At 60.8% G+C, this 15164-nt stretch carries 12 protein-coding genes; 2 read left to right on the forward strand and 10 right to left on the reverse strand.

Going from position 1 to position 15164, the window contains the following annotated elements; translation table 11 throughout:
* Positions 1–66: 66 nt before the first annotated feature.
* The 5 genes from NVB75_RS26800 to NVB75_RS26820 all read right to left on the reverse strand — a co-directional run bounded on the left by NVB75_RS26800 (position 67) and on the right by NVB75_RS26820 (position 8234).
* Entirely contained in the window at positions 67–966 is a 900-nt protein-coding gene (locus tag NVB75_RS26800; RefSeq protein ID WP_258344068.1) for a polysaccharide deacetylase family protein, read from the reverse strand.
* Positions 967–1044: 78 nt separating this feature from the next.
* Positions 1045–2295, reverse strand: coding sequence for an OprD family porin (locus NVB75_RS26805; protein ID WP_258344069.1), 1251 nt, complete (start codon positions 2293–2295; stop codon positions 1045–1047).
* A 171-nt stretch (positions 2296–2466) separates the two neighbouring features.
* Positions 2467–3924 carry an AdeC/AdeK/OprM family multidrug efflux complex outer membrane factor gene (gene adeC / locus NVB75_RS26810; protein ID WP_258344071.1) on the reverse strand — a complete coding sequence of 486 codons (1458 nt, stop codon included), beginning with the start codon at positions 3922–3924 and terminating at the stop codon, positions 2467–2469.
* Positions 3921–7082 (reverse strand): efflux RND transporter permease subunit, encoded by a 3162-nt coding sequence (locus tag NVB75_RS26815; protein ID WP_258344073.1) that lies wholly within the window; start codon positions 7080–7082, stop codon positions 3921–3923. The genes adeC and NVB75_RS26815 overlap by 4 nt, the downstream gene beginning before the upstream one ends.
* 3 nt (positions 7083–7085) lie before the next feature.
* Positions 7086–8234, reverse strand: a complete 1149-nt coding sequence (locus NVB75_RS26820; RefSeq protein WP_258344074.1) for an efflux RND transporter periplasmic adaptor subunit — start codon at positions 8232–8234, stop codon at positions 7086–7088.
* Between the two features lie 286 nt (positions 8235–8520).
* Here NVB75_RS26820 and NVB75_RS26825 point away from each other — a divergent pair, with 286 nt between their 5' ends.
* Positions 8521–9153 carry a TetR family transcriptional regulator gene (locus NVB75_RS26825; RefSeq protein ID WP_063032772.1) on the forward strand — a complete coding sequence of 211 codons (633 nt, stop codon included), beginning with the start codon at positions 8521–8523 and terminating at the stop codon, positions 9151–9153.
* 351 nt (positions 9154–9504) lie between these two features.
* Here NVB75_RS26825 and NVB75_RS26830 read toward each other — a convergent pair whose 3' ends face one another.
* Genes NVB75_RS26830 through NVB75_RS26840 form a run of 3 tightly spaced genes read right to left on the reverse strand, consistent with a single transcriptional unit; the run spans position 9505 to position 12081 of the window.
* Positions 9505–10560, reverse strand: coding sequence for an alkene reductase (locus NVB75_RS26830; RefSeq protein ID WP_017479327.1), 1056 nt, complete (start codon positions 10558–10560; stop codon positions 9505–9507).
* A 26-nt stretch (positions 10561–10586) separates the two neighbouring features.
* Entirely contained in the window at positions 10587–11753 is a 1167-nt protein-coding gene (locus NVB75_RS26835; RefSeq protein ID WP_258344077.1) for an MFS transporter, read from the reverse strand.
* Between the two features lie 13 nt (positions 11754–11766).
* Positions 11767–12081, reverse strand: coding sequence for a helix-turn-helix transcriptional regulator (locus NVB75_RS26840; RefSeq protein ID WP_003219793.1), 315 nt, complete (start codon positions 12079–12081; stop codon positions 11767–11769).
* Between the two features lie 156 nt (positions 12082–12237).
* Here NVB75_RS26840 and NVB75_RS26845 point away from each other — a divergent pair, with 156 nt between their 5' ends.
* Positions 12238–12825, forward strand: coding sequence for an ACP phosphodiesterase (locus NVB75_RS26845; RefSeq protein ID WP_258344078.1), 588 nt, complete (start codon positions 12238–12240; stop codon positions 12823–12825).
* Positions 12826–12902: 77 nt separating this feature from the next.
* Here the strand turns inward: NVB75_RS26845 and NVB75_RS26850 are convergent, their stop codons facing one another.
* Both NVB75_RS26850 and olsB read right to left on the reverse strand, forming a co-directional pair.
* Positions 12903–13697 (reverse strand): 1-acyl-sn-glycerol-3-phosphate acyltransferase, encoded by a 795-nt coding sequence (locus NVB75_RS26850; protein WP_258344079.1) that lies wholly within the window; start codon positions 13695–13697, stop codon positions 12903–12905.
* Positions 13697–14452: an L-ornithine N(alpha)-acyltransferase gene (gene olsB, locus NVB75_RS26855; RefSeq protein WP_093200919.1), complete on the reverse strand. Its 756-nt coding sequence runs from the start codon at positions 14450–14452 to the stop codon at positions 13697–13699. Before olsB ends, NVB75_RS26850 begins: the two co-directional genes overlap by 1 nt.
* Between the last annotated feature and the right edge of the window lie 712 nt (positions 14453–15164).

A 15164-nucleotide genomic window follows, 5' to 3' on the forward strand; every position in this document is an offset into this window, starting at 1 on the left:
CGTGCCTGTGTCTGAGTTCCTTATGTCGGGGTGTTTATGTGGTCAAAAATGCTACTGAGCGGGCGGCTAATGCGAGTCAGAATCCCACACCCAATTCCACACTCCCGGCAGATGCACCACTTCGTCGGCGCTCTTCACCGTGCGGGCCATGGCGGCGCGCTGCAAGGTGGCCCGGTCGGTATAGAACGGCTGCTGGGCGACCGGCACGCCGTTGATGCGCGCGCTGTCCATCAGGATTTGCAGGTATTCCTTCAAGTGCCAGGCGGTGTAGCGGTTGATGTCGTGGAAGGTCACCACCACCGGGATCACGCCGTCCACCGTCGGCAACTCACCCCGGGCGATGCGTTCGCGCAGTACTGACAGTTGGCGTATCAGGTTTTCCCGTCGGCGGGGGCTGCCATTGAACACCCAGATCACCCCATCGTTTGCACTCAGGTCTGTCAGCAGTACATGCATGCCGTGCTGCTGATAGGCGGCGAAGGTGCGCTTGTCGTAATTCCAGAACGGAGGGCGTACCAGCGTGGGCGGCTGGCCGGTGATGGATTCGAGGGTCGACGAGCCCAGGCTGAGGTAGTGTTCCAGCTCAGCGGGATTCTGCGAGCGATGGTTGCTATGCCATGGGGTCGCGGTGTGGAAGCCCAGGATATGCCCCGCCGCGTGTTCGCGTTCCATGGTCTTGCGGCCTCGCGGGTTGCCGCCGGAGCGGGGCGCCTCGGTCTGCAAAAAGAACACCGCCTTGATCCCCGGTTGTATCGGGTTGTCCGCCAGGTCCGCCATCACCGAGCGGCTGGGGTTCATGAAGCCCGAGGCGCTGGGGCCGTCATCGAAGGTCAGCAAAAAACGGATCGGCGCTTCGGTTTGCAGGCGTTGTTCGGTTTGGGGTGTCAGCGCCAGGGGCGGACCGATGCAGCCGCTTAGACTCAGGGCCAAGGCTAATGCGGCCGATACGATGGCAAAGTGTTTCATGGAGGACTCGAAAGACGTTGGCTGCTGGGGCGGGTCATCCATGACACGCGCGCACCATACAGCAAGTCTGTCGAGGCTTTACAGCAGGCTTATCGGGTAACTGACGATCAACCGGTTTTCATCAAACTCATTGTTGTTGTAATCCCTGCGCATGCTGGAATTGCGCAGGCGCACATTGAGGTTCTTCAATGTTCCGCTCTGCACAACGTAGGCCACTTCAGTTTCCCGTCCCCATTCCTTACCGTCAGTCACCGTGCCGCTGTGTACGTTACTGCCGCTGATATAGCGGTTCATCAGCGTCAGGCCCGGCACGCCAAGGGCGGCGAAGTTGTAGTCGTGGCGTACTTGCCAGGATTTTTCCTGGGCGTTGTCGTAGCTGGAGTTGTAGCTGTCGTTGGCCAGGGTGCCGCCGCTGGTGCCGTTGACGCGCATCCAGGCGCTGTTGCCGGTGAGCTTTTGCAGGCCGACGTAGAAGGTGTTGCCGCCGTATCGGGCCGAGAACAGTCCGGACCAGGTCTTGTTGTCGAGGTCGCCGGCGCGGGCGCTGCCGTCGTCCTTGCCGTAGAAGAACCCGAGGTTGGCGCCCAGGGTCCAGTCGCCTACGGGCTGGCTGTGGATCAGGTTCAGGTATTGCTGGCTGTAGATGTCCTTGAGCTGGGCGTTCCACACGCCGATCTGGGTGCGCTTGTCATTGAAGGCATATTCGCCGCCCTGGAAGTTGAAGCGGTCGGAGGTAAACGCGGTTTTCCCGAACATCGACATGTCGGTCATGCTGCTGTCGTCGCGCGGGCTGTTGGCGCGGAACTGGCCGCCGTACAGGGTCAGGCCGTCGATCTCCTTGGAGGTGATTTGCCCGCCGCGCAGGGTTTGCGGCAAGGAGCGCCCATCGTCCGAACGCAGGATCGGCAATACCGGCATCCATTCGCCGACCTTCACTTCCGTCTTCGAAATCCGCGCCTTGAACGCCACGCCCAGACGCCCGAATTCATCCGCAGGGCGGCCGTCGTGGTCCAGCGGCAACAGCTGGGTGCCACCGGTGCCGCGCCCGCCATCAAGCTTCAATGAGTACAGCCCCAGTACATCCACACCGAAACCTACGGTGCCCTGGGTAAAGCCCGACTTGGCGTCGAGAATGAAACTTTGCGTCCACTCCTGCGCGCCGCCCTGGGTTTTGGTGGGGTTGGTGTAATTGCGGTTGAAGAAGAAATTACGCAGGTTGAGGTTGGCGCTGGCGTCTTCGAGAAAGCCGTGTTCTTCAGCGACAACGGGGAGGGCAAGGCTGGCGACAGCGGTTGCCAGCAGGAGCCGGCGCGGGGCGAAAGTGCTCATGGTGTTGGACCTGTTGTTATTGGGGTTATGCAGGTGGCGGCCATGGTGCGGGGCGATGCGGGGGCGATGAAAGTGGGGGAAGGCGGGTTGTGGGCGATGATCGAACGTAAAGTGTGGGCGTAAAAAAACCGCTTCCTGTGAGGGAAGCGGTTTTTGTTTACTGCGCCACTATCAGAACAGCTTCAAGGGCGGCGCTTCTTCTTTCAACGGTTCGTTCTTCGCGGTCTGTTCGTTCCAGCCACCACCGAGGGCCTTGTACAGGTTGACCTCGCTGTTGAGCTGCGCCAGGCGGTCGGTGATCAGCGATTGCTGGGCACTGAACAGCTGGCGCTGGGCATCGAGGAACGTCAGGTTGCTGTCGACACCAATGCGGTAGCGACGCTCGGCCAGGCGGTAGTAATCCTGGTTGGCCGCGACGAAGCCACGTTGGGCGTCCAGTTGCTGCTTGTAGGTCTCGCGGGCGGCGAGGCCGTCGGAGACTTCCTGGAAGCCGGTCTGGATCGCTTTCTCGTAGTTGGCGACGTTGATCTCTTTCTGGATTTTCGAGTAATCCAGGCTGGCGCGCAGGCTACCGGCGTTGAAGATCGGGATGTTGATCTGCGGTGCAAACGACCAGGTGCCCGAACCGCCCTTGAACAGGCCGCCCAGGGTCGGGCTCGCGGTGCCGGCGCTGGCGGTCAGGCTGATGCTCGGGAAGAACGCAGCCCGTGCGGCGCCGATGTTGGCGTTGGCCGCCTTGAGGTTGTACTCGGCCTGCAGGATGTCGGGACGACGTTGCAGCAGGTCCGACGGCAGGCCGGCCGGTACTTCGCTCAGCAGGTCATCAGACAATGGCCGGCTGGCGATGTTCGCCGGCAGGCCGGTGCCCAGCAGCAGGGTCAGGCTGTTTTCGTCCTGAGCCACCTGGCGGGTATAGCGCGCCAGTGCAACCCGGGCGTTTTCCACCGAGGTACGGGCCTGGCTCAAGTCCAGGGCCGACGCCACGCCGACTTCGTTGCTGCGCGAGGTGAGCTTGTAGCTCTGTTCGAACGCACCCAGGGTGTCCTGGGTGAGCTTGAGCAGTTCCTTGTCGGCCTGCCAGGTCAGGTAGGCGTTGGCCACGCTGGCCACCAGGCTGATCTGGGTGGTGCGACGCGCTTCTTCAGTGGCGAAGTATTGTTGCAGCGCTTGTTCGCTCAGGCTACGGACGCGGCCGAACAGGTCCAGCTCATAAGAACTGATCCCGAGGCCAGCCGAGTACTGGCTGGAGATGGTCGATTCGCCGGTCTGCGACAGCTTGGCCGGGGTGCGCGAACGGCTGCCGCTGCCCGTGGCCGAGATTGCCGGGAACAGGTCGGCACGCTGGATCTGGTACTGCGCGGCATACGCGTCGATGTTCAGGGCCGCGACACGCAGGTCGCGGTTGTTCACCAGTGCAGTCTGGATCAGCTGCTGCAGGGCAGGGTCATGGAAAAACTGCTTCCAGCCTTGCTCGGCAGCGGCCTGGCCCGGCGCCTGGGCCGACGAATACGCCGGCCCCTGGGGGAACTGCGCGGCTACCGGCGCTTCAGGGCGCTGGTAGTCCGGGATCAGCGAGCAGCCACTGAGCACGAATGCCGTGACGGCTAAGGAAAGTAGCGACTTGCTCATTGGCCAGCCTCTTTAGGAGTTTGCTTGGTTTCAGTCTTTTTACGCTCGCCAGCGGAGGACACGGTTGCATAGAACAGTGGCACCCAGAAGATCGCGAGGACAGTGGCCGTGATCATACCGCCAATTACGCCGGTACCGATCGCATGCTGGCTGCCTGAACCTGCGCCCGTGGAGATCGCCAGTGGCAGTACGCCGAGCATGAACGCCATGGACGTCATGATGATCGGACGTAGACGCATACGGGAGGCCTCGATGGCCGCCTCGACGATGCCTTTACCCTGCTCGTGAAGCTCCTTGGCGAACTCCACGATCAGGATGGCGTTTTTCGCCGCCAGGCCCACCGTCACCAACAGGCCCACCTGGAAGAACACGTCGTTGGACAGTCCCCGCAGGCTGGTGGCGATCAGCGCACCGATCACACCCAGTGGTACAACCAGAATCACCGCAATCGGGATCGACCAGCTTTCGTACAGTGCCGCGAGGCACAAGAACACCACCAGCAGCGACAAAGCGTACAGCGCAGGTGCCTGGGAGCCGGACAGACGTTCTTCGTACGACAGACCGGTCCAGGAGTAACCAACGCCAGTCGGCAGGTCTTTGGCAATGCGCTCGACTTCCGCCATCGCATCACCGGTACTGTAGCCAGGTGCCGGGGTACCGAGGATTTCCATCGCTGCTACACCGTTGTAGCGCGAGAGTTTCGGCGAACCGAAGATCCACTTGCCCGAGGAAATGGCCGACAGTGGCACCATCTTCCCGGAGGTGCTGCGCACGTACCATTTGTCCAGGTCTTCCGGAGACATACGGCTGGCGGCGTCACCTTGTACATACACCTTCTTCACACGACCGCGGTCGATGAAGTCGTTGACGTAGCTGCCACCCAAGGCAATCGCCAGGGTTTGCTGGATGTCCGCCAGGCTGATGCCCTGGGCACTGGCTTTCTCGTCGTCAACGGTCAGCTCGTACTGCGGCTCATCGTTCACGCCGTTGGGGCGCACGCCCGCCAGGACCTTGCTTTGTGCTGCCGCACCGAGGAACTGGTTCCGTGCAGCCATCAGCTTGTCGTGGCCGACACCGCCCTGGTCTTGCAGGAACACGTCGAAGCCGGTGGCGTTACCCAACTCCAGAACCGACGGCGGCACGATGGCAAATACCATGGCGTCCTTGAAGGCCCCGAAGAAGTAACCCTGGGCACGCTTGGCCACTTCGAATACCGACATGGACGCATCACGCTCGTCCCACGGCTTGAGCATCACGAACGCGAGGCCCGAACTCTGGCCGCGGCCGGCGAAGTTGAAACCGTTGACGGTAAACACCGACTTCACGGCCTTGCCTTCGCCTGGCTCGCCTTCCTTGTCATGCAGCAGGAAGGCACGCATGTCGTCGATGACTTTCTGCGTACGTTCCGCCGAAGAACCGACCGGCGTCTGCACCTGGGCAAAGATCACACCCTGGTCTTCCTCGGGCAGGAACGCGCTTGGAATCCGGGTGAACATCCAGATCATGCCGGCGAGGATCAGCGCATAGACCAGGAACGCCGGGATCTTGTGCTTGATCATCGCGCCTACGCCGCGCTCGTACTTCAGTACGCCGCTGTCGAAGGTGCGGTTGAACCAGCCGAAAAAGCCGCGCTTGGGTTGGCCGTGCTTCTCGGGGTCGATCGGCTTGAGCATGGTGGCGCACAGGGCCGGGGTGAAGATCAGGGCTACCAGCACCGACAACGCCATCGCCGAAACAATGGTGATGGAGAACTGCCGGTAGATCACACCGGTGGAACCACCGAAGAACGCCATCGGCAACAGTACTGCCGACAGTACCAGCGCAATACCTACCAGGGCGCCCTGGATCTGACCCATGGATTTGATCGTCGCCTCTTTCGGCGACAGGTGCTCCTCGGCCATTACCCGTTCGACGTTTTCCACGACGACGATGGCGTCATCCACCAGCAAGCCGATGGCCAGGATCATGCCGAACATGGTCAGGGTGTTGATGGTGAAACCGAACGCCGCGAGGATCCCGAAGGTACCCAGCAACACCACCGGTACCGTCATGGTGGTGATGATGGTGGCGCGGAAGTTCTGCAGGAACAGGAACATCACCAGGAACACCAGCACGATCGCTTCGACCAGGGTGTCAACGACACCGGAGATCGATTCGGTCACTACCGGCGTGGTGTCATACGGCACCACAGCCTTCATGCCAGGCGGGAAAAACGGTTCGAGGGACGCCACGGTGGCGCGAATGGCCTTGCCGGTATCCAGTGCGTTTGCACCGGCGGCGAGCTTGATGGCCATACCGGACGCCGGCTTGCCATTGAACTGCGCACTGATGCTGTAGTTCTGGCCGCCCAGTTCGATCCGCGCAACATCGCGCAGGCGAACCTGCGAGCCGTCGGTGTTGACCTTCATCAGAATCTTGCCGAACTCGTCAGCCGATTGCAGACGTGTCTTGCCGATGATGGTGGCGTTCAGCTGGGTGCCGGGCAGGGCAGGCAGACCGCCCAATTGGCCGGTGGCTACCTGGACGTTCTGGGCCGAGATGGCGTTGCTGACATCCACGGGCGTCAGTTGGAAATTGTTCAGCTTGGCCGGGTCGAGCCAGATACGCATGGCGTACTGGGAACCGAACACCTGGAAGTCACCCACACCGGCGGTCCGGGAAATCGGGTCCTGGATGTTGGAAACGATGTAGTTGGAAAGGTCATCCTTGGTCATGCTGCCGTCTTCCGACACCAGACCGATCACCATCAGGAAGTTCTTCACCGACTTGGTAACCCGGATACCTTGCTGCTGTACTTCTTGTGGCAGCAGCGGGGTCGCCAGGTTGAGCTTGTTCTGTACCTGAACCTGGGCGATGTCCGGGTTGGTGCCCTGGTTGAAGGTGGCGGTGATGGTCATGCTGCCGTCGGAGTTACTGTCCGAGGCCACATAGCGCAGGTTGTCGATACCGTTGAGCTGCTGCTCGATGACCTGCACCACGGTGTCCTGCACGGTTTGTGCGGACGCGCCCGGGTAGGTCACCTGGATATCAATGGCGGTTGGCGCAATGGCCGGGTACTGGTTGATGGGCAACTTCAGGATCGACAGTGCCCCGACCAGCATGATCACCAGGGCAATTACCCAGGCGAAAATGGGACGGTCGATAAAAAATTTCGACATGGATTACTCCCCTTTACCAGCATCGGCAGCAGGCGCTGCAGCAGTGCCGGCGGGTTTAGCGTTGTCAGCGTCCTTGACCTTGACTTCGATGCCCGGCTTGATGAATTGCAGGCCTTCGGTGATCACGCGGTCACCAGCGTCCAGGCCTTTTTCCACCAGCCAGTAGGCGCCGGAAGTGCGGTTGGCCACCAGGACACGTTGCTCGACCTTGTTGTCCTTGTTCACGATCAGCGCCGTCGGTATACCCTTGAGGTCACGGGTGACCCCTTGTTGCGGAGCCAGGATGGCTTTGCTGTTTACGCCGGCTTGCAGCTGGGCGTGTACGAACATGCCTGGCAGCAGGGTGTGATCCGGGTTCGGGAATACGGCACGCAGGGTCACGGAACCGGTGGTCTGGTCGACCGAGACTTCGGAGAACTCCAGCTTGCCGTCCAGCTTGTAGTCGCTGCCGTCTTCCAGGGTCAGCTTGACCTTGGCTGCGTTTTCGCCGGCTTTTTCCAGCTGGCCGCTTTCCAGGTCGCGACGCAGTTTCAGCATTTCGGCGGAGGACTGCGTGACGTCGACGTAGATCGGGTCCAGTTGCTGGATCACGGCCATGGCGTCGGCCTGGCCGTTGCTGACCAGTGCGCCTTCAGTGACCGAAGAACGGCCGATACGCCCGGAGATCGGGGCAAAGACCTTGGTGTAGCGCACGTTGATCTGGGCCGTTTGCAGATTGGCTTCAGAAGTCATGCGGTTGGACACCGCAGTGTCGTATTCCTGACGGCTGACGGCTTGCTCGTCGACCAGTTGCTTGTAACGATCGGCAATCGACTTGGTCTGGGCGAGGTTAGCCTGGGCGCTTTTCAGGGAAGCGTCATACACCGACGGATCGATCTGATAGAGCTGCTGGCCTTCCTTGACGTCGGCCCCTTCCTTGAACAGACGCTTGAGAATGATGCCGTTGACCTGAGGGCGAACCTCGGCAATGCGATAGGCCGTGGTGCGGCCTGGCAGCTCGGATGTCAGGGTAAAGGCTTGAGGTTGAATAGTGACCACGCCGACCTGAGGGGTTTGAGCGGGCGGAGCCGCTTCTTCCTTTTTACATCCGCTGAGCAGCGATGCCAGGGCGACGGCAGTAACCAGGGCGGTAACAGCTGGCTTAAGTTGCATGAAGATCCTCGGGTCAGGCGCGCAGGGTGCGCACAAGAAGTGTGGAAGGGTAAAAAACAGGCACTGAGTAGATAAGTAGCTTGCTACGCAATATACTTACGTTCATGGTTGTTTGTAAACTCTTGACAGGCTTCGCGGAATGTTGACAAAGCACTGCCCAAAGCCTCGATTCTAGTACGTTCGGCGCCCATGAAGGCGTCGTCCCACAATTATTCAGATGATGGTTACCGGCTCCTGAATTGCCGTTACCTATCAACCCAGGATTCCTGATTGAGGTTTTACTGCCATGGTTCGTCGTACCAAAGAGGAAGCTCAGGAAACGCGCAGCCAGATTCTTGAAGCGGCCGAGCAAGCCTTTTACGAGCGCGGGGTTGCGCGTACCACACTGGCGGATATCGCCACTCTGGCAGGCGTGACGCGCGGTGCCATCTACTGGCATTTCAGCAACAAGGCCGACCTGGTGCAGGCGATGCTCGACACGCTGCACGAGCCGCTGGATGAATTGGCCAGGGCCAGTGAGAGCGAGGACGAGGTTGATCCGCTGGGTTGCATGCGCAAGCTGCTGATTCATCTGTTCCATCAAGTGGCCCTGGACCCGAAGACCCGGCGCATCAATGAGATTTTGTTTCATAAGTGCGAATTCACCGATGAAATGTGTGATCTGCGCCGTCAGCGGCAGACCGCCAGCCTTGAATGCAACCTGCGCATCGGGCTGACCCTGCGTAACGCGGTCCATCGCGGGCAGCTTCCGGAGAATCTCGACACCGTACGTGCGGCGGTGTGCATGCACGCCTATATCGACGGAATTCTCGGCCAATGGCTGCTGGTACCCGACAGTTTTCAGTTGGCCCAGGACGCAGAGCGGTGGGTTGATATCGCGTTGGACATGCTGCGCTTGAGCCCTGGCCTGCGCAATTAAGACAAAATGCGTAATTGCGACCAGTTGTGTCAACAATAAAGACCAAGGGAGGTCAACCAGACTTTTCCCTGATTTTGTGGGGTGACTTTATATACGGGCTGGCGGGTGGTTGATAGGTAGTTTGCTAAGTATTTTGTAGCAATATTGTTGCAAGGCTGTGAAGGAATGTTACCCGCGCCATCTGTAGGAGCGAGCTGGCTCGCGAAGATTGTCAACGATAACGCAGGCATTCTGGATTAACGCTTCACCTGGGCGTTTTTCGCGAGCCAGCTCGCTCCTACAGGGAATGTTTCCCGCCGCCCATAAAAAAGCCCCGGCTCTCGCAAGCCGGGGCTTTTTCGTTTCAGAAGATCAGAGTGCCAGGGTTGGATAGTCGATGTAGCCGACCGGGCCCTTGGCGTAGAACGTCTCTGGGTGTGCTTCGTTCAGCGGCGCATCGGCCTTCAGGCGAGCGGGCAGGTCCGGGTTGGCGATGAACGGCACGCCGAATGCCACGGCATCCGCCTTGCCCGAGGCGAGCCAGGCGTTGGCGCTGTCCTTGGTGAAGCGTTCGTTGGCGATGTACGGGCCGCCGAAAGCTGCTTTCAGTTGTGGGCCGAGGCTGTCGCCTGCTTCCTTTTCACGGGAGCAGATGAACGCGATGCCACGTTTGCCCAGCTCTTTGGCGACGTAGGTGAAGGTTTCCGACAGGTTGGCATCGCCCATGTCGTGTGCGTCGGCACGCGGTGCCAGGTGCACACCGACACGACCGGCGCCCCAGACTTCAATCACGGCGTCAGTGACTTCGAGCAGCAAGCGTGCACGGTTTTCCAGGGAGCCACCGTAGTTGTCGGTACGCTGGTTGGTGCTGCTTTGCAGGAACTGGTCGAGCAGGTAGCCGTTCGCACCGTGGACTTCCACGCCGTCAAAGCCGGCGGCTTTGGCATTCTCTGCACCTACGCGGTAAGCGTCGACGATGTCGGCAATTTCAGCGATTTCCAGGGCGCGCGGGGTAGGGTAGTCGGCCAGCGGACGCACCAGGCTGACGTGGCCCTTGGCCGCGATGGCGCTTGGGGCAACCGGTGCTTCGCCGTCCAGGTACGACTCGTGGGAGATCCGGCCCACGTGCCACAGTTGCAGGAAGATCTTGCCGCCCGCGCCGTGTACGGCCTTGGTTACATTGGCCCAGCCGCGCACCTGGTCGTTGGACCAGATGCCTGGGGTGTCCGGGTACCCCACGCCCATTGGCGTGACGGAAGTGGCTTCGCTGAGGATCAGACCGGCGGAAGCGCGTTGTACGTAGTATTCAGCCATCAGCGCATTGGGTACGCGACCGGCATCGGCACGGCAGCGGGTCAGCGGCGCCATGATGATACGGTTCGACAGTTCCAGGTCGCCCAGTTTGATCGGATCGAAAATAGTCGTCATGGGATAACACCCTTCTCTTTAGTTGATCAGTTAGTCGCGGGGGCCAGGTCGGCATCGCCGGTCTGACGGAAAGTAATCAGGGTCACCAGCAGCGCGAGCACCGCCAGTGCCGCAGCAGCCAGGGGCACGCTGGTCAGGCCGAAACCATGGGCAATCACGCTGCCGCCCACCCAGGCGCCGAGGGCGTTGCCGATGTTGAAGGCGCCGATGTTCAAGGTGGAGACCAGGTTCGGCGCCGCTTTACCGAAGGTCACCACGTTGATTTGCAGCGCCGGTACGGCGGCAAACGAGGCGGTGGCCCAGAGGAACAGGGTAATTTCAGTCGGGATTACGGCGACGCTGGTCCAGGTCAGTACCGTGGACACCACCGCCATGCTGATGAACACACCGATCAAGGTGGCGGCCAGGCGCTTGTCTGCCAGCTTGCCGCCGATGATGTTGCCGACGGTCAGGCCCAGGCCGATCAGCAGCAGGGTCCAGGTCACGCCTTTGGGCGAGACGCCAGTGACATCCCCCAGCAGCGGCGCGACGTAGGTGAAGAGGGTGAACATCGAGGCGGCGAATAACGCGGTCATGCTCAGCGACAGCCAGATCCCGGCACCTTTGAGCGCTCTCAGTTCGTCGCGCATGTCGAGTTTTTCCTCGTCACGCTTGGCTGGCAGAAAGCGGATCAGGCCGATCAGGGCGATCACCCCAATCACCGTCACGGCCCAGAAGGTCGAGCGCCAGCCGGCTTCCTGACCCAGCGCGGTGCCCAGCGGCACGCCGAGCACGTTGGCCAGGGTCAGGCCGGTGAACATCAGCGCCACGGCCGAAGCACGCTTGTTGGCCGGCACCAGGTTGGCGGCGACCACCGAACCGATACCAAAGAAGGCACCGTGGCACAGCGCGGTGACCACACGGGCAAACATCAGCACGTTGTAGTCGCTGGCCAGGGCGCAGAGCAGGTTGCCGACGATGAAGATGCCCATCAACGCTACCAGGGCGGCCTTGCGCGGCAGCTTGGCGGTGGCCAGTGCCATGAACGGCGCACCGATGGCCACGCCCAGGGCGTAACCGGTCACCAGCCAGCCGGCGCCGGGAATCGATACACCGAGGTCGGCCGCCACATCGGGCAACAGGCCCATGATGACGAACTCGGTGGTACCGATGGCGAAGGCGCTTAAGGCCAGGATGAGTAGCGAGAGAGGCATGGGTGGGTCCTTGTTACAGCGGTGCGCTGAGTTCTTCGGTGAGCGCTTTGAGGAAGGCTTGGATCACGTCCTCATTGCGTTTGAAAAAGTGCCATTGGCCGGCCTTCTGGCTGCTGATCAGCCCCGCCCGTTGCAGGTTCGCCAGGTGCGCCGAAACGGTGGACTGGGACAGTCCGCAGCGTTGGTCGATCTGCCCGGCGCAAATGCCGTATTCGTGGTTGTGCAACTGCTCGGGGAATTGCACTTTCGGGTCTTTCAGCCAGTTGAGGATGTCTCGCCGTACTGGGTGCGCCAGGGCTTTTATTATTTCGTCGAGGTCGATGGACATGGCAGTGATGCTCAAGTTTGTAAAACGTTATATCGCGATGAGGCGAACTTTAAATCGTTATATCCCGATACACCAATATGATTTTGGTCTTAAGCCAGACTGAATCGGTATATCGGGTTATAACGATACGTTGACGGCAGTGCTAAACTGCGCGCCATGAATTATCTCGCACATCTGCACCTTGGCGGCCAACTTCCTGCTCAATTGCTCGGCAGCCTGTATGGCGACTTTGTTAAAGGTCGCCTGCAAGGCCAGTTCAGCCCGCAAATCGAGTCGGCGATTCAGTTGCACCGCTCAATTGATCGCTACACCGACAGCCATCCACTGATAGGGGAGGCGCTGTCGCGCTTCACACTGACCCGACGCCGCTACGCCGGGATCGTCCTCGATGTGTTTTTCGACCACTGCCTGGCGCGGGACTGGGCGTTGTACGCCGATCAGCCACTGGAGCGTTTTACCTCCCGGGTTTACCGGGTGCTCGCCGAAGAGCCGGCGCTGCCGGGGCGGCTTGCGCAGATTGCGCCGTACATGGCGGCGGATGACTGGCTGGGTTCGTATCGGGAATTTGCGGTGATGGAGCAGGTACTGCGGGGAATCGGCCGGCGCCTGACACGGCCCGAAGAACTGGGCCATGCCATGCAGGAATTGCGAGCGCTGTATGAGCCATTGAGCGAGGACTTCCGGGTGTTTTACCCGATCTTGCAGACATTCTGTAGGAGCGAGCTTGCTCGCGAAGATCGTTAACGATAACGCAGTGCTCCCGGTCGCCCGTGTCGCCTATTAGCTTTTCGCGAGCAAGCTCGCTCCTACAGGGTATGCGTTCAGGCCGCGGCCAGGGTTCCGGCTCGGCGCGGTTCTGCCGGCTGCACCACTTCACCAAACAACGCCTTCTGCACCGCCTGCTGCGCCTGGAACGCCAGCGCCGCACGTTCCTGCCCGGCGCAGGCAATCGGCTTGAGCAGATGAATTTCCACATCGCCCTGGTCATTGCCAAACAACCGCATCAGGTGCGAGAGCAAATCATCATCGCCAATGAACGGTGCCAGCGGGTCGATTTTGCCGTCGCGCAGATAACGAATCGCCACCGGTTGCAACGACACGTCGGCATCAATCGCACTGGCCAGTAACCGCCCGTGGAACGTACGCAGAGTGCGGCCATCGGTGGTAGTGCCTTCAGGGAACATCAACAGCGGGTGTTTGTGTTCCAGGTGACGCGTCATCTGTTTGCGGATCAACTGGCTGTCACCTGAACCACGACGGATAAACAGGCTGCCGGCCTTGGCTGCCAACCAGCCCGCCACCGGCCAGGTGCGTACCTCGGCCTTGGACAGGAACGACATCGGCGCCACCATTCCCAGCAGTGGAATGTCGGTCCACGACACATGGTTGCTGACCCACAGCATGGACTGCTGCGGCAACTCACCGTGAACGGTTACGCGAAAGGGCAAGGCGTTGGTCAACCGCGCCATGAAAAACCGCGACCAGCGTTGCCGGCGCACCATCGAGTTGGCCACCCCCAAACGCTCAAATACGCCAAACACACTGGCCATGGTCAAACCCAGGGCCACCACCACCAGCACGCGGGCAATTCGCCCGTACACCCGAAGGCGGCTCATCACATGGCCGCCTTGAAGTGGCGGGCATAACGCGGGCACAGCTCGTCGCGTTTGAGCAGGATGAACACGTCGGCCACCTGGAAGTCTTCGTCCCAGCACGGTTCGCCGCAAATCTTCGCGCCCAGGCGCATGTAGGCCTTGAGCAGGGGCGGCATTTCGGCGATGACGTTGGAAGGCAGGTCCAGCGCTGGCAGTGGCTTTTTCGGCTCGGCCCGCAGGTGTTCGTTGCACAGGTAGCGTTCGCGCAGGCGCTGCATGATCGCGTGGGCCTGGATGCCGCCGTCGTGCATCGGGATGCTCGCGCAGCCCATCAGGTAGCTGTAGCCGCCCTGGTTGAGCACCTCGGCCAACTCGCCCCACAACACCGCGATGGTGCCGCCGTTGCGGTAGGCGGGGTCGACGCAGGTGCGGCCGATTTCCAGGATCGGGCCTTTGAGGTGCAGCAGGCCGTGGAGGCTGAATTCTTCTTCACTGTAGAAGCGGCCCAGGGTGCTGGCGGCCTGGTGGTCGAGCAAACGGGTGGTGGCGACGAGTCGACCGCTGTTCAAATCCCGCACGCCGATGTGGCTGCAGTGAACATCATAGTCATCCATGTCCAGGCCCAGTTCAGCGCCTTTCAGCTTGGCGTGGAATTCGCCGCTGAACACGTTGAAGCGCAGGGCTTGGGCTTCCTGCAAAGCCTGAGCGCCGATCAGGCGTTCGGCTTGCAGGCGGCGTTCATTGCCGGTGTCGCTGATGCGGGCGATCTGAGTCATGGCGAGTCTCCGAGTGCCGGCCATGGTTGCGGCCGGTCGACTTGTTTGTGCCATGTCAGGCTATGTAGGGCCGGTGTCATCTCCATGAAGTTACGGTGACGCTTAGATGACAGGGGGCTTGGGCTGGTTTGGGATTTTTGTGTACATATCCGTTGCTGCGGTAACGGCGGCTTAGGGTTCCGCTCTTACAGCGGGTCACTTTTTTACAAACGCCTAAAAAAGTAACCAAAAAACGCTTTGCCCCACCACTCGGTGCCTCGCCCAGGCTCGGCATGCCCGCACTCCGGCCCGATTCCGCGGGCCGCCGCGACGGGCCATCCATGGCCCGGCGCGGCTAAATCGGCTTCCCTGCCGATTTACCCGCTCCACCGTGCCTACTTGCGGCCATCGTGGTTAACGGGGCCCGCAGATCAAGATCAAAAGCAGATCAAGATCAAAAGCACGCAGCCTCGCTGGCGCTCGACAGCTGCTACGGGCGGGGTGGCTCTGCTTTTCTGTGGGAGCGGGCTTGCTCGCGAAAAACCTGAGAGCGCCGCGTTCATCCAGAATGCCCGCGTCTTCGTTAACGACCTTCGCGAGCAAGCCCGCTCCCACATTTGGACCGTGCCCGCTTTAGCTTTTGATCCGGCTTTTAACACTCAAGCCGGCCGGGAGGCCGCTGTGCTGTTGATCTGCTTTTGATCTTGATCTTAGGCGCCCCGTTAAACCACGC

Source organism: Pseudomonas sp. CBS (assembly GCF_024734645.1).
Lineage (GTDB): Bacteria > Pseudomonadota > Gammaproteobacteria > Pseudomonadales > Pseudomonadaceae > Aquipseudomonas.